The following is an 18,091-nucleotide window of genomic DNA, read 5'->3' as shown; positions in this document are numbered from 1 at the left end:
GGAGTGGACATGCCAGTGCTGACCACGCTGACCCTCGACGGCATGTGCGACGACGTCGCCGAGCTGCTCGACGAGCCGGTGTCGCCCGACGACGACCTGCTCGAACGCGGTCTCGACTCGATCGGCCTGATGCGGCTGGCGGCGCGGTGGTCGGCCGCCGGGGCGGACCTCACGTTCGGCCAGCTCATCGAGCACCGCACCGTACGGCAGTGGCACGCCCTGGCGCACGCGGCCGGCGGCGACGCGACGCCCGCGCCGCCCGACGACGAGCAGGTCGACCCGACCGCGCCGTTCGCGCTGGCGACCATGCAACACGCGTACTGGGTCGGACGCGCCGGGGACCAGGCCCTCGGCGGGGTGGGCGCGCACTTCTACAACGAGTTCGACGGCCGGCACGTGGACGCGTCGCGGCTGGAGCGGGCGGTGCGGGCGCTGGTGCGCCGGCACGACATGCTGCGGGCGCGGTTCCTCGACGACGGCCGCCAGCAGATCACCCCGGACGGCGGGTGGCCCGGCCTGACCGTGCACGACCTGCGCGGCCTCACCCCGGCCGACCGGGAGCTGCGACTCACCGAGCTGCGCGACACGCTGTCGCACCGCAGCCTGCGGGTGGACCGGGGCGAGGTGTTCGACATCCAGCTCTCCCTGCTGCCCGAGGGCCGCACGCGGATCCACGTCGAGATCGAGATGCTGGTCGCCGACGCGCACAGCTTCCGGGTGCTCCTGGCCGACCTGGCCGCCCTCTACGACCGCCCGGACTCACCGCTGCCGCCGATCGGCTACAGCTACCCGCGTTACCTCGCCGTGCACACTCGCCGCCGGGAAGCCGCGCGGGAAGCCGCGTCCGCCTACTGGCGGGAACGGCTGCCGGACCTGCCCGGCGGGCCCGAGCTGCCGGTCGCGGTGGCGCCCGAGCGGGTGAGCGGGCACCGGGTGACCCGCCACCACCACTGGTTGTCCGGCGCCGACCGGGACCGCCTCGCCGCACGCGCCCGGGAGCACGGCGTCACCCCGCCGATGGTGTTCCTGACCGCGTTCGCCGAGGTGCTGGCCGCCTGGAGCAGCCGGCAGCGTTTCCTGCTCAACCTGCCGTTGTACGACCGCACGCCGTACCACCCGGACGTGCCGCTGCTCAGCGGTGACTTCACCAACCTGCTGCTGCTGGAGGTGGACGCGACCGACGAGGTGCCGTTCGTCGACCGGGCCCGCCGGTTGCACGAGCAGTTCACCCGCGACGTCGCGCACGGCGCGTACTCCGGGGTGGACGTGCTGCGCGACCTGGCGCGGCACCGCGCGGACCGGGCGGTGCTCGCGCCGGTGGTCTTCACCAGCGCGCTGAGCCTCGGTGAGCTGTTCGGCACGGACGTGCGGACGTGCTTCGGCGATCCGGTGTGGACCAGCTCGCAGACCCCGCAGGTGTGGCTGGACAACCAGGTCACCGAGCGCGAGGGCGGCCTGTACCTGAACTGGGACGTGGTGGCGGAGCTGTTCCCGCCCGGTGTCTCGGAGGCGATGTTCGACGCGTACGTCCGGTTGTTGCGTGCCCTGGTGGACGGGGACTGGTCGGCGTCGGTGGGGTTGCCGGCGGCGCAGCGGGCGGTGCGGGAGCGGGTGAACGACACCGCAGGCGAGTTGCCGGTGGGTCTGTTGCACGAGGGGTTCTTCGGGTGGGCGGCGCGGGAGCCGGGCCGGACGGCCGTGTGCGGTGACGGCGTGTCGGTGTCCTACGGCGAGTTGGCCGAGCGGTCGTTGCGGCTGGCCGGTGCGTTGGTGCGGGCCGGCGTCGGGGTCGGTGACGCGGTCGGGGTGCGCCTGCCCAAGGGTGTCGACCAGATCGTCGCGGTGCTCGCCGTGCTGGCCGCCGGTGGCGTGTACGTGCCGGTCGGGGTGGACCAGCCGGCCGCACGGCGGGAACGCATTCTGAGCCGCGCGCGGGCCAAGGTGCTGATCCGTGACGGCGGCGAGCTGGGGCCGGACGGCGACGGTGGGCCGGCGTTGGAGCGGCCGGTGCAGGTCGACCCGACGTCACTGGCGTATGTGATCTTCACGTCGGGGTCGACGGGGGAGCCCAAGGGTGTGGAGGTGTCGCACGCCGCCGCGGTCAACACCATCGAGGCGATCCGCCGCCGCTACGACGTGAACGCCGACGATCGGGTGCTCGCGGTGTCCGCGTTGGACTTCGACCTGTCCGTGTTCGACGTCTTCGGCCTGCTCGGCGCCGGCGGCGCGCTCGTGGTCGTGACCGAGGAACAACGCCGCGACGCCCGCGCCTGGCTACGCCTCGCCACCGAGCACCACGTCACGATCTGGCAGTCGGTGCCGGCGTTGCTGGACATGCTGCTCACCGCCGCCGAAGCCGACGGCGCGACCACCCACCTGCGGCTCGCGCTGCTCGGCGGCGACTGGGTGGGGTTGGACCTGGCGGCCCGGCTGACCGCGCTGCGCCCGCACGCCCGGCTGGTCGCCCTGGGCGGCACGACCGAGACGGCGATCCACTCCACCGTCTTCGAGGTGGGCGAGGTGCCGGCGCACTGGCGGTCGATCCCGTACGGCCGCCCGCTGCCGAACCAGCGTTGCCGGGTGGTGGACGGGCGGGGGCGGGACTGCCCGGACTGGGTGCCCGGCGAACTGTGGATCGGCGGCGCGGGCGTGGCCGCCGGCTACCGGGGCGACCCGCAACGCACCGCCGAACGCTTCGTCACCCACGACGGCACCCGCTGGTACCGCACCGGCGACCTCGGCCGCTACTGGCCCGACGGCACCCTGGAATTCCTCGGCCGCACCGACCACCAGGTCAAGATCCGCGGCCACCGCATCGAACTCGGCGAGATCGACACCGCCCTGCACCAGCACCCGGGCGTACGCGACGCGGTCACCGTGGCGGTCGGCGCGACCACCCGACGGCTCGCCGCCGCCGTCACCGTCCACCCCGGCCACGACGTCGACGACCTGCGGGTCTTCCTCGCCGACCGGATGCCCGCGTACATGGTGCCCGAGCACGTCGCGGTCCTCGACGACCTGCCGCTGAGCGGCAACGGCAAGATCGACCGGCGGGCGCTGGCCGAGCGACTGGCCGACCGGGCCGACCGGCCCACCGAACTCCAGCCGCCGATCGGCCCGGTGGAGACGGCCCTGGCCGCGGTCTGGGCCGAACTGCTCGACGTGCCGACCGTCGGTCGTACGGACAGCTTCTTCGCCCTGGGCGGAGACAGCCTGCTCGCCACCCGCCTGCTCGGCCGAATGCGGGCGGCCGGCCTGGCCGGCGGGCAGCTGCGGCAGCTCTTCGCCGCGCCGACGCTGAGCGGGTTCGCCGCCGGCCTGCGGCTGGAGCGCGGCGCCGACGCGACCGCCACGCTCACCGCGGACCTCGCGCACCGGCACGATCCGTTCCCGCTCACCGACGTGCAGCGGGCGTACTGGATCGGGCGCACCGGCGACTTCGCGCTCGGCGAGGTGGGCTCGCACTGGTACTGGGAGTTCGACGGCGCGGACGTCGACCTCGACCGGCTCGCCACGGCGTGGAACCGGCTGGTGCGCCGGCACGAGATGCTGCGCGCGGTCATCGACCCGGACGGGCGGCAACGCATCCTCGCCGAGGTGCCCGAGGTCGTCATCGACGTCACCGAGGGCGGCGCGGCGCTGGCCGACCTGCGTGACCGGCTGTCGCACCGCGTCGCCGATCCGACCCGCTGGCCGCTGGTGGCCGTCGAGGCGGTCCGGTACGGCGAGAACCGGGTCCGGCTGGCGTTCAGCTTCGACTACATCGTGCTCGACGCGCTGAGCATCGTCACCGTCTTCGCCGAGCTGTCCGCCCTCTATGCCGACCTCGACGCGCCGCTGCGCCCGATCGGAGTGTCCTTCCGGGACTACGTGCTGCACGCCCGGCCCGACGAGGCCACCGTCGCGGAGGACCGGCGCTACTGGTCGGCGCAGGCGGCCGAGCTGCCACCCGCGCCGCAGCTGCCGCTGGCGGTCGACCCGGACCGGATCCGCGCGCCCCGCTTCGTCCGGCACGAGGGACGGCTCGACCCCGCCCGGTGGACCGCGCTGGTGGCCACCGCCCGTACCCACGGCGTGAGCCCGGCAGCGGTCCTCGCGACCGCGTACGCCGAGGTGCTCTCGGCCTGGAGCGGCCGGGGAGACCTCACGCTCAACCTGACCCTGTTCGACCGCCGTGAGGTCCACCCGGACATCGACCACGTGTTGGGCGACTTCACGTCGCTGCTGCTCGTGCCGCACCGGCCCGCCGCCGGCGACGACTTCCTGGCCCTGGTCCGCGGCCTGCAGGAGCGGATGTGGGACGGCATGGAGCACCACGGCGTGTCCGCCCTCTGGGTGCTGCGGGAGATCGCCCGCCGCACCGGGGCGTCCGCGGCGACCATGCCGGTGGTCTTCACCAGCGCGCTCGGCATCAGCGACGAGCTGGTCAGCATGGACCTGCCGTTCGGCGAGCAGATCTGGGGCGCCTCGCAGACCCCGCAGGTGTGGTTGGACAACCAGGTCATGGAGCGCGACGGCGGCCTGCTCGTGAACTGGGACCTGGTGGCGGAGCTGTTCCCGCCCGGCGTCTCGGAGGCGATGTTCGACGCCTATCTGGAGTTGCTGCGCGCTCTGGCACAGGGGGACTGGTCGCGGGCGGTGCCGGTGGGGTTGCCGGCGGCGCAGCGGGCGGTGCGGGAGCGCGTGAACGACACCGCCACGGCGTTGCCGACCGGGCTGTTGCACGAGGGGTTCTTCGGGTGGGCGGCGCGGGAGCCGGGACGCCCGGCCGTGCTGGGTGACGGCGTGTCGGTGTCCTACGGCGAGTTGGCCGAGCGGTCGTTGCGGCTGGCCGGTGCCCTGGTCCGGGCCGGTGTCGGGTTGGGTGACGCGGTCGGGGTGTGCCTGCCCAAGGGCGCCGACCAGGTCGTCGCGGTGCTCGCGGTGCTGGCCGCCGGCGGCGTGTACGTGCCGGTCGGCGTGGACCAGCCGGCCGCCCGGCGGGAACGCATTCTGAGCCGCGCGGGGGCCAAGGTGCTGATCCGTGACGGCGGCGAGCTGGGGCCGGGCGGGGACGGTGGGCCGGCGTTGGAGCGGCCGGTGCAGGTCGACCCGACGTCACTGGCGTATGTGATCTTCACGTCGGGGTCGACGGGGGAGCCCAAGGGTGTGGAGGTGTCGCACGCCGCCGCGATGAACACCATCGAGGCGATCCGCCGCCGCTTCGACGTGAACGCCGACGATCGGGTGCTCGCGGTGTCCGCGTTGGACTTCGACCTGTCCGTGTTCGACGTCTTCGGCCTGCTCGGCGCCGGCGGCGCGCTCGTGGTCGTGACCGAGGAACAACGCCGCGACGCCCGCGCCTGGCTACGCCTGGTCACCGACCACCGCGTCACGATCTGGAACACCGTGCCGGCGCTGCTCGACATGCTGCTCACCGCCGCCGGCGACGAACCCCTGACGGCGCTGCGACTCGCACTGGTCTCCGGGGACTGGGTCGGGCTGGACCTGCGGGACCGGTTGACCGCCTGCCGGCCCCACGCGCGGCTCGTCGCGCTCGGCGGGGCCACCGAGGCGGCGATCTGGTCGAACGCGTGCGAGGTGCACGAGGTACCGGCGCACTGGCGGTCCGTCCCCTACGGGCACCCGCTGCCCAACCAGCGGTACCGGGTGGTGGACGGGCGGGGGCGGGACTGCCCGGACTGGGTGCCCGGCGAACTGTGGATCGGCGGTGCCGGAGTGGCCGCCGGCTACCGGGGCGACCCGCAACGCACCGCCGAACGATTCGTCACCCACGACGGGACCCGCTGGTACCGCACCGGCGACCTCGGCCGCTACTGGCCCGACGGCACCCTGGAATTCCTCGGCCGCACCGACCACCAGGTCAAGATCCGCGGCCACCGCATCGAACTCGGCGAGGTCGAGGCCGCGTTGCTGCACCACCCAGCAGTGCGGGAGACCGTCGCCGTCGCGGTCGGCGCGACCACCCGCCGCCTCGCCGCCGCCGTCACCGTCCACCCCGGCCACGACATCGACGACCTGCGTGCCTTGCTCGCCGACCGGCTGCCCGCGTACATGATCCCCGAGCACGTCACGGTCCTCGACGAGCTGCCGCTCACCGCCAACGGCAAGATCGACCGCGGCGCGGTGGCCCGGCTGCTCGCCACCGGCGACGGCGCGCCGCCCGACGAGCCGCCCCGGCCCGGGCTGGAGACCGAACTGGGCGCGCTCTGGGCCGAGCTGCTGGACTGCCCGACGCCCGGCCGCAACCGCAACTTCTTCGGCCTCGGCGGCGACAGCCTGCTCGCCACCCGCCTGCTGGCGGTGCTGCGCGACCGCTACGGCGTCGACCTGCCGATGCGCGGGCTGTTCGACCGACCCACCATCGCGGACCTGGCCACCGCCGTGCAGGACGCCGCCGGCGCGTACGAGGAAGGGGCGATATGACCGGGCAGGACCTTCTCGCCGAACTGGCCGAACTCGGTGTCCGACTCTGGGAGGAGGACGGTCAGCTCCGCTTCCGCGCCCCGGCCGGCGTCCTCACCGAGCAGCGGCGGGCCGCGCTGCGCCGGCACCGGGATGAGGTGCTGGCCGCGGTGCGCGACGCCGCCGTCCCCGCCGCCGTGCCGCACCCCGAGCAGCGGTACGAGCCGTTCCCGCTCACCGACGTGCAGAGCGCCTACCTGCTCGGGCGCGGTGACACGTTCGCCTACGGCGGGGTCGGTTGCCACGGCTACGGCGAGCTGGGCTTCCCCGACCTCGACGTGGACCGGCTGGAACACGCCTGGCGGCAGGTGGTGGCCCGGCACGACATGCTCCGGGCCGTGGTCGACCGCGACGGCTCCCAGCAGGTCCGCCCCGACGTCCCGCCGTACCGGATCGAGGTCCGCGACGCGGACGCGGACGGCTTCGCCGACGCGGTCGCCGCCACCCGCGCGGAGCTGGACCACCGCCGCTACGACCCGCGGCAGTGGCCGCTGTTCACCCTGCGGGTGACCCGGAGCCCGGAACGCAGCGTGCTGCACTTCTCCATCGACTTCCTGGTCTGCGACTTCGTCAGCATCAACCTGCTCCTCGACGAACTGGGCCGCCGCTACGCCGGTGACCCGCCCGCCGAGGACCTGGAGCTGACCTTCCGGGACCACCTGCTGGCCACCGCCCCGCTGCGCGACGGGCCGCGCCGCGACGCCGACCGGGACTGGTGGCTGGCCCGCCTCGACGACCTGCCGCCCGCGCCGGAGCTGCCGCTGCGCCCCGACGCGCTCGCCGCGCCACCCCGGTTCCGCCGCCTCGACCTGCGCCTCGACGCGGCCGAGTGGGCCGGGTTGCGGCAGCGGGCCGGCCGGCACGGCGTCACCCCGTCCGGCGCGGTGCTCGCCGCGTACGCCGAGGTGATCGCCGCCTGGAGCACCCACCCGCGCTTCTGCGTCGACGTCACCCTGCTCGACCGCACGCCGACACACCCGCAGGTGGACCGGATCGTCGGCGACTTCACCTCGGTCAGCCTGCTCGCCGTCGACCAGGACCCGGACGCGCCGGTGCAGGAGCGGGCCAAGCGCCTGCAGGCACAACTCTGGTCCGACCTGGACCACCGCCGGTTCTCCGGCGTCGACGTGCTGCGCGAGGTGGCCCGACGGCGGGGACCCGACGCCGCGCTCATGCCGGTGGTGTTCACCAGCGCGATCGGGCTCGGCGGCGACACCGGTGTGGAGGGCTTCGGCGAGCTGGGCTACGGCATCAGCCAGACGCCGCAGGTCTGGATCGACTGCCAGAACATCGAACGCTCCGGCGGGCTCGCCACCAACTGGGACGTGCGCGAGGGTGTCTTCCCCGACGGCGTCGTCGACGAGATGTTCGCCGCGTACACGGCGCTGCTGCGCCGGCTGGCCGGCACCGACGAGGCGTGGGAGGAACTCGCCCCGGTCGCGCTGCCGGCCGCGAGCGCCCGCCGGCGGGCCGAGGTCAACGACACCGCCGCGCCGCTGCCCGACGGGCTGCTGCACGAGGGCGTGCTCGCGCAGGCGTTGCGCACCCCGGACCGGGTCGCCGTGGTGACGCCGGACGCGACCCTGACATATCGGCAGCTCACCGGGCGGGCGAGCGCGGTGGCCGCCCGGCTCACCGAGGCCGGCTGCCGCCCGGGCGACCTGGTCGCGGTGGTCGCCGACAAGGGCTGGCGTCAGGTCGTCGCGGTGTTCGGCGCGCTGCTCGCCGGCGCGGCGTACGTGCCGATCGACACCAACCAGCCGCCGGCGCGCCGCGACCTGATCCTCGGCGGCGCGGGCGTGCGTCTCGTGCTCACCGAGTCCGGCCGCGCGGACGGCCGCTGGCCGGAGCGGGTCGAGGTGATCACCGTGGACGACTGCGACGGTCCCGCGCCGGCCGCCCTGCCGGCGCGTCTGGTCGGGCCCGACGACCTCGCGTACGTCATCCACACGTCCGGTTCCACCGGCACCCCGAAGGGCGTGATGATCACGCACCGGGCGGCGTTGAACACGGTGGCCGACATCAACACCCGCTTCGACGTGACAGCCGACGACCGGGTCCTCGGCCTGGCCGGTCTCGGTTTCGACCTGTCCGTCTACGACCTGTTCGGACCGCCGGCGGTCGGCGCCGCCCTGGTGCTGCCCGCGCCCGAGCGGCGCGGCGACCCCACCCACTGGGCGGACCTGGTGACCGGCCACGAGGTGACGCTCTGGAACTCGGTGCCGGCGCAGTTGCAGATGCTCGCCGACTACCTTGCCGCCGCGCCGACGGTGCGCACGCCGTCGCTGCGCCTGGCGCTGCTCAGCGGCGACTGGATCCCGGTCACCCTGCCGGAGCAGATCCGCGGCCTGGTGCCGGGCCTGGCCGTGGTCAGCCTGGGCGGCGCGACCGAGGCGGCGATCTGGTCGATCATTCACCCGGTCGGTGCGGTCGACCCGACCTGGCGCAGCATCCCGTACGGCGTGCCGCTGGCCAACCAGAGCTGGCACGTGCGCGACGCCGGCCTGCGGGACCGCCCCGACTGGGTCACCGGCGAGCTCTACATCGGCGGCGCCGGGCTGGCGTCGGGCTACCTCGGTGACGCCGAGCGCACCGCCGAGCGGTTCGTCACCGACCCGGCCACCGGGCAACGGCTGTACCGCACCGGTGACCTGGGCCGCTACCGGCCCGACGGGGTGATCGAGTTCCTCGGCCGGGAGGACCACCAGGTCAAGATCCGTGGCCACCGGATCGAACTGGCCGAGGTGGAGTCCGCGCTGCTCGCCCATCCCGCCGTGGGCGCGGCGGTCGCCGTGGTGGACGGGGACCGCCCGTTGGAGCGCCGGCTGGCCGCCGTCGTCCAACCGGCCGCCGTGGAGCCCGGCCCGGCCTCGGCCGTCGACCCGGCCGGACCCGCCACCGCCGGCGCCGCCGTGGTCGCCGGCACCGACCTGGACGGGTACGCGGCGTACCTGCACGACCTGGACCGCCTCGGCCTGGCCGCCATGCTGGACACGCTGCGCGCCGCCGGCCTGTTCCTCGACGACCGCCCGCACCCGCTCACCGAGGTGTACGCGGCCACCGGTGTCGCGCCCCGGCACCGCCGGCTGCTGCGGCGCTGGCTGCGGGCGCTCACCGACTCCGGCGTGCTGCGGCGCGACGACGACGCGTACCGGCTGGTGGAGACGCTGTCGCCGACGGCGCGCGGGTGGGACGCGGCGACGCGCCGGGCGGCGGAGGTGGGGGAGGCGCCGGAGCTGGTGCGCTACTTCCAGGGCAGCGCCGCTGCGCTGCCGGCGCTGCTGCGCGACGACGAGGACCCGCTGGCGCTGCTCTTCCCCGCCGGGGAGCTGGCGGTGTCGGACAACCTCTACGCCGGCGCGCTGTTCAACAGGTGGGCCAACGCGGTCGCCGCGGCGGCGGTGCGGGCGCTCGTCGAACGGTTGCCCGGCCCGGTGCGGATCGTCGAGGTCGGCGCCGGTTCGGGCGGCACCACGGCGGCCGTCCTCGACGCGCTCGACGGGCTGGACGTCGACTATCTCTACACCGACCTGTCCGGGTTCTTCGTCGAGGCCGGCCGGCAGCGTTTCGGCGACCGGCCGGGCCTGCGCTTCGCCGCGCTGGACCTCGACGCCGATCCGGCCGGGCAGGGCCTCGCGCCGAACAGCGCCGACCTGGTGATCGCCGGTGACGTGCTGCACGCCACCCGGGACGTGCCCGCGACGCTGGCCCGGCTGCGGGGGATCCTCGCCCCGGGCGGGCATCTGGTGCTGCTGGAGATGACCCGGGAGCACTACCAGATCATGACGTCGCTGGAGCTGCTGGTGCGGCTCGACGACGAGCTGGGGGACTTCGCCGACCTGCGCCGCGGCACCGACCGGACGTTCCTCGACGCCGACGAGTGGCGGGGCCTGCTCACCGGGGCGGGCGCCGCGCCGGTGCTGGACCTGCCCGCGCCCGACGACCCGATGGCCGGGCTCGGGATGCGGATCATCGCGGCCCGGGTCAAGGCGGACCGACGTCGGGTGGTGCCGGACGAGCTGCGGGCGCACCTGGCCGACCGGCTGCCCGACTACATGGTGCCGAACGTGGTGCAGGTGCTCGACGAGTTGCCCCGTACCGCCAACGGCAAGTTGGACCGCACCGCCGTACGCCAGGTGGTGGCGGCCTCGACGGCCGGTCCGGAGACCGGCGGCGCCGCGCCGAGCGCCGGTCTGGAGGAGGAGATCGCGGCGGTCTGGGCGGACGTGCTGCGGGTCGACCGGGTGAGCCGGGACGCCGACTTCTTCGCACTGGGCGGTGACTCGCTGCTCGCCGCGAAGCTCGCCGGCCAGCTCGCCGAGCGGGTGCCGGCCGCGGCCGGGGTCTTCTTCGACGAGCTGCTGCGGACCATCCTCGAACACCCGACCGTCGGCGCGCTGGCCGGACGGCTGGCCGCCACGGCCGGGCCCGCCGCGCCGGACGACGAACCGGACGAAGGCGCGGTGGAGACGACCCGGCTCGCCGGTGACGGCCCGCCCCGGTACGTGCTGGTGCACGACGGCAGCGGCCGGCTCGACGGGTACGCCGGCCTGCCCGCCCCGCTGGCCGCCGGCGGCCCGGTGTGGGGCGTGGCCGACGGCGCGCTGCACCGCTACGCCGGCCTGGACCCGGCGCCGCTGGTGCAGCGGCTCGCCGCCGACTACGCCGCCGACCTGACCGGGCACCTGGCGGGGGAGCCGCTGACCGTGGTGGGCCGGGGCGAGGCCGGCGCGCTGGCGCTGGAGCTGGCCCGCCAGCTCACCGAGTCCGGGGTGGACGTGACCGGGCTGGCGGTCGTCGACCCGGTGCCCGGCGACGCGTACGCCAGCTCGCCGTACGCCGGGGACGTGACGCTGCTCTGCGCGGGCGAGCCGGACCCGGACGGTGTGGCGTGGTGGCGCGAGGTGTGCCTCGGCGAACTGACCGTGGCCCGGGTGCCGGACGACCCGTCCGGGTGGGCCGACGCGATCGCCGGGGAGGGCTGACGTGCCCGGCGCGATCGCGCTGGTGGGCGCGAGCGGTGGGGTGGGCCGGCACGCGTTGGCGCACCTGCTGGCCTGGACCGTGGACACCGTCCGCGCGGGCAGCCGCGACCCCCGGCGGGTGCCGACCGGTGACCCGCGGGTCCAGGCCCGCCCGGTGGACCTCACCGACCGGGGCAGCCTGGACGCGTTCTGCGCGGGCTGCCACACGGTGGTCAACTGCGCCGGTCCCGCGGTCACGGTCGGCGACACGGTCGCCCGCGCCGCGGCCCGCGCCGGCGCCGCCTACGTGGACGCCGCCGGCGACGACGGGCTGTACCGGGCCGTCGCCGCGCTGCCCGGCGCCGCCGACCGGGTCGCGGTCATCTCCGCCGGCATGATGCCGGGGCTGTCCGGGCTGCTCCCGGCGTACCTGGCCGGGCACCTTCCGGGCGCCCGGCGGCTGACCGGCTGGGTCGGCGGGCGCGACGGTTTCAGCCCGGGCGCCGCGTGGGACTTCCTCGCGGTGGGCGAGGGCGGCTACGGCGAGCCGCTGGCCGCCTGGCGCGACGGGGCCCGACGCAGCCGGGCGCTCGCCGCGCAGGTCGGCGTGGCGGTGCCGTTCTTCGACGAACCGGTGCTGCTGCAGCCGTACCTGAGTACCGAGACCGAGCGGCTGGCCGGCCGGCTGCGCCTCACCGACGTGGACTGGTGGTCGGCGTTCGCCGGCAGCCGGGTGCCGGCCGCGCTCGCCGACGGCGCACGGCGCGCGTCGGCCTCCCGCGCCGGGCCGGTCGACGCGGCCGAGCGGACCGGGCCGGCGGAGGCGGCGGACCTGGCCGACGCGGTGGACGCGCTGTGCCGGGCGGCCGAGCTGGACGCGTTCGGCCGACCCCGCTACCAGGTGCTGCTCGTGGAGCTGAGCGGCCCGACCGGCAGCCGGGTGCTGGCCTGCCGGGGCGCCGGCGCGAACGCGCTCACCGGCGCCGCGGTGGCGCTCGGCGCGGTGGCGGCCGCCGCCGGTGACCTGCCGCCGGGCGTGCACCACCTGGCCGAGGCGGTCGACCCGACGTGGGCGGTGGACCGGCTGCGGAGCAGCCCGGCGGTCACCGCGCTGCACGTCGAGGACGGCCCGCTGGCCCGCTACGAACCGATCGAGGAGGGGGTGGCGTGAGACCGAGGGTGCTCGTCGCCGGTACCAAGTTCGGCCAGGTCTACCTGCAGGCCTTCCGGCAGCCCGACTTCCCGTTCGAGCTGGCCGGGATCCTGGCCGGTGGCAGCGCCCGCTCGGTGGCGTGCGCGCGGCACTACGGGGTGCCGCTGTTCACCGACGTGACGCAGGTGCCCGAGGACGTGCGGCTGGCCTGCGTGGTGATCCGCGGCGGCCTGCTCGGCGGGCCCGGCGGCGAGGTGGCCCGCGCGTTGATGGAACGCGGCCTGCACGTGTTGCAGGAACATCCGCTGCACCACGACGAGCTGGTCGAGTGCCTGCGCACCGCCGGCCGGGCCGGGGTGGTCTACCACCTCAACTCGTTCTACGTGCACACCGCGCCGGTGCGCCGGTTCGTCGCCGCGGCCCGCGCCCTGCTGGCCCGCCGCCCGGCCCGCTACGTCGACGCGGCGTGCGGCTTCCAGGTCGCGTACGCGCTGCTGGACATCCTCGGCCAGGCGCTCGGCGGGGTCCGCCCGTGGGGCCTGGCCGCCCCGGCGGAGCTACCCGAGCAGGTACGCCGCCTGTCCCCGGTGGATGTGCCGTTCCGCAGCGTCGACGGGGTGCTCGCCGGGGTGCCGCTGACCCTGCGGGTGCAGAACCAGATGGACCCGGCCGACCCGGACAACTACGCGCACCTGCTGCACCGGGTCACCATCGGCACCGAGGCCGGCAACCTGACCCTGCTCGGCACGCACGGGCCGACCGTGTGGAGCCCCCGACCCGACTTCCCGCAGCAGGTGCAGGACCGGGCGGTGGGCCGCCCGCACTTCGCCGGCGCGGCCGGTGACGAGCCCGACCACCTGGACGTGCCGAGCGCGCAGCCGCTGGACGAGCCGACCGCGCCCAGCTACCGCGACGTGTTCGAGCGGGTCTGGCCGGCCGGCGTGGGGCACGCGCTGGGCGAGCTGCACCGCGCCGCGCAGGCAGGCGAGAAACCGGTCCGGCACGGCCAGTACCACCTCACCCTGTGCCGGCTGTGGCAGGACGTCACGGCCCGGCTCGGCCCGCCCGAGCTGCTGCACTCCACGCCGCCGCGAATGCTGCTGCCGGCCGACGTCGCGGAGCTAGCCGACGCCGCCGCGCGGGCGGTCGAGCCGGAGCCGATCGGGGCGCGCCGGTGAACGCCGCCCGGACCTGGCTGCGCTGCCCCCGGCCGCTGCGCTGGCCGGCGCTGCGCCTGGTCTGCTTCCCGCACGCCGGCGGCAACGCGGCGTTCTACCGGCCCTGGGCGGCACACCTGCCCGACGACGTCGAACTGCACGGCGTGCAGTACCCGGGCCGGATGGACCGCACCGGGGAGCCGTTCGCCGCCGACCTGCCGAGCCTGGCCGCCGGCGTGGTGTCGGCGCTGCGCGCGCTGCCGGGCGACGTCCCGGTGGTCCTGTTCGGGCACAGCCTCGGCGCGTCGGTGGCCTACGAGACGGCACGCCGGCTGGACGGCCCGGGCGGCGGGCTGCGGGCACTGGTGGTCTCCGGCCGTCCCGCGCCGGACCGGCTGCGCGACACCAGCGTGCACCTGGCCGACGACGACACGCTCTGGGCCGAGACCGGGCGCCTCGGCGGGACCGGCCGGGAGACGCTGGAGCACGACGGGGTGAAGGCGGTGGCCCTGCCGGTGCTGCGCGCCGACTACCGGATCGCCGAGACGTGGCGGCCGGAACCACCGCTGCCGTTGCGCGCCCCGGTGCTGGCCTGCATCGGCGCGGACGACAGCGAGGTGACCGCGGACGAGGCGAACGCCTGGGCCGCCCGGACCCGGGGCCGGTTCACGCTGCACACCTTCGGAGGCGGGCACTTCTATCTGCTCGCCCACCGCCACCGGCTCGTCGAGACGATCCTGCGCGCCACGCACCGCAGCCCGGTGCCCACCTGGTCGGCGGCCGGCCCGTGATCCCGGCGCACCTGCGGTACCACCGCGCCGGCGACCTCACCGAGGCGCTGCGGCTGCGGCGCGAGCACGGCGACCTGCTGCGGCCGCTGGCCGGCGGGCAGTCCCTGCTGCCGGCGCTGAAGCTGCGCCGCGACGCCGTCGACACGCTGCTGGACCTGGGCCGGCTCACCGAGCTGTCGTACGTGGCGGCGCGCGGCGACCACCTCGCGATCGGCGCGCTGACCCGCTACCACCTGCTGCTCGCCGACCCGCTCGTCGCGCGGCACGCGCCGATCCTGGCGGCGGCCGCCGCGTCGGTCGGCGACCCGCAGGTCCGCCACGCCGGTACGGTCGGCGGCGCGCTGGCGCAGGCCGACCCGGCCGCGGACCTGCCGACCGCCCTGGTCGCGCTGGCCGCCACCGCGGTCCTGACCAGCGTGGACGGCGCCCGACTGGTGCCGGTCAACGAGCTGGCCGTCGCGCCGGGTGTCACCGTGTGCCGGCCCGACGAGCTGCTCACCGAGGTGCGGGTGCCGCTGCCCGGTCCGCGCCGGTGGAGCTACCGCACGTTCGCCCGGCCGGCGCTGGAATGGTCGCTGGTCGCCGTCGCGGTGGCCGACGGCCGGGTCGCCCTCGCGGGCATGGACCGGACGATCCGGCGCGCCACGGCCGTCGAGGCGGCGCTCGCCGAGGGGGCCGGACCGGTCGCCGCGGCGGCGCACGCGGACCGCGACTGCGAACCGGCCGACGACGTGCGCGGCTCCGCCGACTACCGCCGGCACCTGAGCCGGGTGCTGGTGGCCCGGGCCCTCGCCGACCCCGTGGAGGAGCGACGATGACCATCGACACCCGACCCGGCGCAGCGACGGTCACCGTCACGGTCACCGTGAACGGCCGCCCGCAGCGCCGGGAGGTGCCGGCCCGCACCCTCCTGGTCCACCTGATCCGGGAGGAGCTGGCGCTGACCGGCGCCACCGTCGGGTGCGACACCTCCTCCTGCGGCGCCTGCACGGTCCTGCTGGACGGCCGGTCGGTCAAGTCGTGCACGCTGCTCGCCGCGCAGGCCGACGGCGCCGACATCGGCACCGTGGAGGGGCTCGCCGACGGCGACCGGCTGCACCCGGTGCAGGAGGCGTTCCACGAGCACCACGCGTTGCAGTGCGGCTTCTGCACACCCGGCATGGTGCTCGCGGCGGTGAGCCTGCTCGCCGAGCACCCGGGACCGCTGACCGAGCAGGAGGTGCGGCACGGGCTGAAGGGCAACCTGTGCCGCTGCACCGGCTACCACAACATCGTCCGCGCCGTGCTCGCCGTCGACGCGGCCCGCCACGCCGGGTGAACGGCAGAAACCGGAAGGGAGACCGACGATGTCGGCACGCTACGTACTCGGGGTGAACATCGGCTTCCACGACTCCAGCGCGGTGCTGCTGCGCGACGGCGCGCTCTGCTCGCTCGTCGAGCAGGAGCGGGTCAGCCGGCGCAAGCACGCGGTGGGGCAGCCGCCGGCGGAGGCGGTCGCCGCCTGCCTGGCGATGGCCGGCATCGGGCCGGCGGAGGTGGACACCGTGGCGATCGGCTGGGACTTCCGGCAGATCCCGCTGGGCCGCAACCGCCGGTTCACCACCGAAGGGCTGCGGGCGATGCTCTTCCCCGACCAGGAGGACCTGGTCATGCCGGCGGTGCGCTGGGTGCCGCACCACGTCGCGCACGCCGCGAGCGCGGCGTTCAGCTGCGACGCCGAGGAGGCCGCGGTGCTGGTGGTCGACGGTGCCGGCGAGACTCAGTCGACGTCGATCGGTCGCTTCGCCGACGGCGAGGTGGAGATCCTGCGGGAGTGGCCGGTCGAGGAGTCGCTGGGCTTCTACTACAACGCCGCCGCCGAGTGGGCCGGGTTGGGCTACTGGGGCACCGGGAAGCTGATGGGCCTCGCCGCGTACGGGCGGCCCGGGCCGGGCGCGCCGGTGCGGGCGGCGCCGGGCGGGTACGAGCTGGTCCGGGCACCGGCTGCGGAGGTGCCGGCCCGGCGGATCGCGTCGCTCGGCCCGCTGATGGCCTACTACCCGGCGGTGGCCGAGTCGCTGCGCCCGGGCTTCGGCGCGTTCTTCCCGTACGCGCCGCGCGAGGCCGAGGAGCCGATCGCGTACGCGGACTTCGCCGCCACCGTGCAGCAGGGGCTGGAGGAGGCGGTGCTGTCGCTGGCCACCGAGCTACGCCGGCGGGTGGACACGCCGGTGCTGGCGCTGGCCGGGGGCGTGGCGATGAACTGCACCATGGTCGGGGTGCTGGTGCGCAGCGGCCTGTTCGACCGGGTCTACGTGCCGCCGGTGCCCACCGACGCCGGGGTGTCGCTGGGCGCCGCGCTGGTCTCCGCCCGCGAGTGCGGGCCGTTCACCCCCACCCGCATCGACCACGCGTACTGGGGGCGGCCGGTGACCACGCAGGCGGGGGAGGCGGCCGCCGCCCGGGCCGGCCTGCCGTTCCGCCGTCTGGGCGACGACGCGTTGGCCCGGTTCGTGGCCGGCGAGATCGCCCGGGGGCGCATCGTCGGCTGGGCGCGGGGCCGCGGGGAGATCGGGCAGCGCGCGTTGGGCGCCCGCAGCCTGCTCGCCGACCCGCGCGACCGGCGCAGCCTGGAGCGGCTCAACGTGCTCAAGGGGCGGGAGATGTGGCGGCCGGTGGCGCCGAGCATGCTGGCCGAGCACGCGCACGAGCTGATCGAGGGCCGGCTCGACGACCCGTCGAGGTTCATGCTGGCCGCCGCGTCGGTGCGCCCGGACGCCCGGCGGCGGATCCCGGCGGTGACGCACGTGGACGGCTCGGCGCGCCCGCAGACGGTGCACCGCGACACCAACCCCGGCTACTGGGCGCTGATCGAGCAGTTCCGGCAGCTCACCGGCGTGCCGGCGGTGGTGAACACGTCGTTCAACCTGGCCGGTGACCCGATCGTGGACTCGGCGGCGGACGCGGTGGACACGTTCACCCGGGCCAAGGAGATCGACCTGCTGGTGCTCGGCGACACGGTCGTGACCCGCGGCGAGGACGAGCTGCCGGCCTGAGCGTGCGCGGGCGGGCCGAACACCCGGTCCGCCCGCGCATCTCGGTCAGGCGGTGGTGCGCCGGCGTTCGCGCCGCCACACCTGGCGTAGCCGGTCGACGAAGAAGTCGCGGTTGACCCAGTAGAACTCCAGCCAGATGTGGTCCGGGTCGCGCAGCCAGATCTGCGAGCCCGCCTCGTGCTTCGAGGTGGTGATGCCGGAGTGGGGCACGCCGAGGGCGTCCAGGTGGGCGGCCCAGTCGTCGAGGTCGCCGCGCTCGGGCACGTGGTAGGCGAGATGGTGCAGGCCGGGGCGGCGCTCGTCGAAGCGGTCCGGCACGGCCGGGTCGCCGGGCGGTTCGGCGCGGCCGAGCACCACCGAGGCGAACGAGCCGGGGTGCACCAGGGTGCGGAACCGGAACCCGGACTCGGGTGGGGTGACGTCGTTGACCACCACCATCTCGAAGACCGCCTGGTAGAACTCCGTGCTGCGGTCGAGGTCGACGACGGTGAGGTTGATGTGGTTGCGGCCGTCCAGGCGGGGCATC

9 protein-coding genes are annotated in these 18,091 nt (G+C 75.6%); 8 read left to right on the top strand and 1 reads right to left on the bottom strand.

The features are described 5' to 3' along the window. Positions 1-9: 9 nt before the first annotated feature. The 8 genes from O7598_RS14335 to O7598_RS14300 are packed head-to-tail and all read left to right on the top strand — an operon-like array spanning position 10 to position 17,565. A complete protein-coding gene (locus O7598_RS14335; protein WP_269691840.1) occupies positions 10-6,426 on the top strand; it encodes a non-ribosomal peptide synthetase in 6,417 nt (2,138 codons plus the stop codon). Next, positions 6,423-11,450: a non-ribosomal peptide synthetase gene (locus O7598_RS14330; RefSeq protein WP_269691839.1), complete on the top strand. Its 5,028-nt coding sequence runs from the start codon at positions 6,423-6,425 to the stop codon at positions 11,448-11,450. The genes O7598_RS14335 and O7598_RS14330 overlap by 4 nt, the downstream gene beginning before the upstream one ends. 1 nt (position 11,451) lies before the next feature. Further along, positions 11,452-12,600: an NAD(P)H-binding protein gene (locus O7598_RS14325; RefSeq protein ID WP_269691838.1), complete on the top strand. Its 1,149-nt coding sequence runs from the start codon at positions 11,452-11,454 to the stop codon at positions 12,598-12,600. Next, on the top strand, positions 12,597-13,760 hold the full coding sequence (locus tag O7598_RS14320; RefSeq protein WP_269691837.1) for a Gfo/Idh/MocA family oxidoreductase: 1,164 nt from the start codon (positions 12,597-12,599) through the stop codon (positions 13,758-13,760). Before O7598_RS14325 ends, O7598_RS14320 begins: the two co-directional genes overlap by 4 nt. Next, on the top strand, positions 13,757-14,530 hold the full coding sequence (locus tag O7598_RS14315; protein ID WP_269691836.1) for a thioesterase II family protein: 774 nt from the start codon (positions 13,757-13,759) through the stop codon (positions 14,528-14,530). The genes O7598_RS14320 and O7598_RS14315 overlap by 4 nt, the downstream gene beginning before the upstream one ends. Beyond that, the gene (locus O7598_RS14310) at positions 14,527-15,348 is read left to right on the top strand and encodes an FAD binding domain-containing protein (RefSeq protein ID WP_269691835.1); all 822 of its coding nucleotides are present in this window, start codon (positions 14,527-14,529) and stop codon (positions 15,346-15,348) included. The genes O7598_RS14315 and O7598_RS14310 overlap by 4 nt, the downstream gene beginning before the upstream one ends. Beyond that, entirely contained in the window at positions 15,345-15,848 is a 504-nt protein-coding gene (locus tag O7598_RS14305) for a (2Fe-2S)-binding protein (RefSeq protein ID WP_269691834.1), read from the top strand. The genes O7598_RS14310 and O7598_RS14305 overlap by 4 nt, the downstream gene beginning before the upstream one ends. A gap of 28 nt (positions 15,849-15,876) precedes the next feature. Beyond that, entirely contained in the window at positions 15,877-17,565 is a 1,689-nt protein-coding gene (locus tag O7598_RS14300; RefSeq protein WP_269691833.1) for a carbamoyltransferase family protein, read from the top strand. 45 nt (positions 17,566-17,610) lie between these two features. Here O7598_RS14300 and O7598_RS14295 read toward each other — a convergent pair whose 3' ends face one another. Beyond that, positions 17,611-18,090 (bottom strand): VOC family protein, encoded by a 480-nt coding sequence (locus O7598_RS14295; RefSeq protein ID WP_269691832.1) that lies wholly within the window; start codon positions 18,088-18,090, stop codon positions 17,611-17,613. Position 18,091: the final 1 nt, after the last annotated feature.

This window comes from Micromonospora sp. WMMC241 (assembly GCF_027460165.1).
Taxonomy (GTDB): Bacteria; Actinomycetota; Actinomycetes; order Mycobacteriales; family Micromonosporaceae; genus Micromonospora; species Micromonospora humi.
The sequence above is the reverse complement of the archived record's forward strand: the minus strand, read 5'-3'. Positions and strand labels throughout refer to the sequence as shown.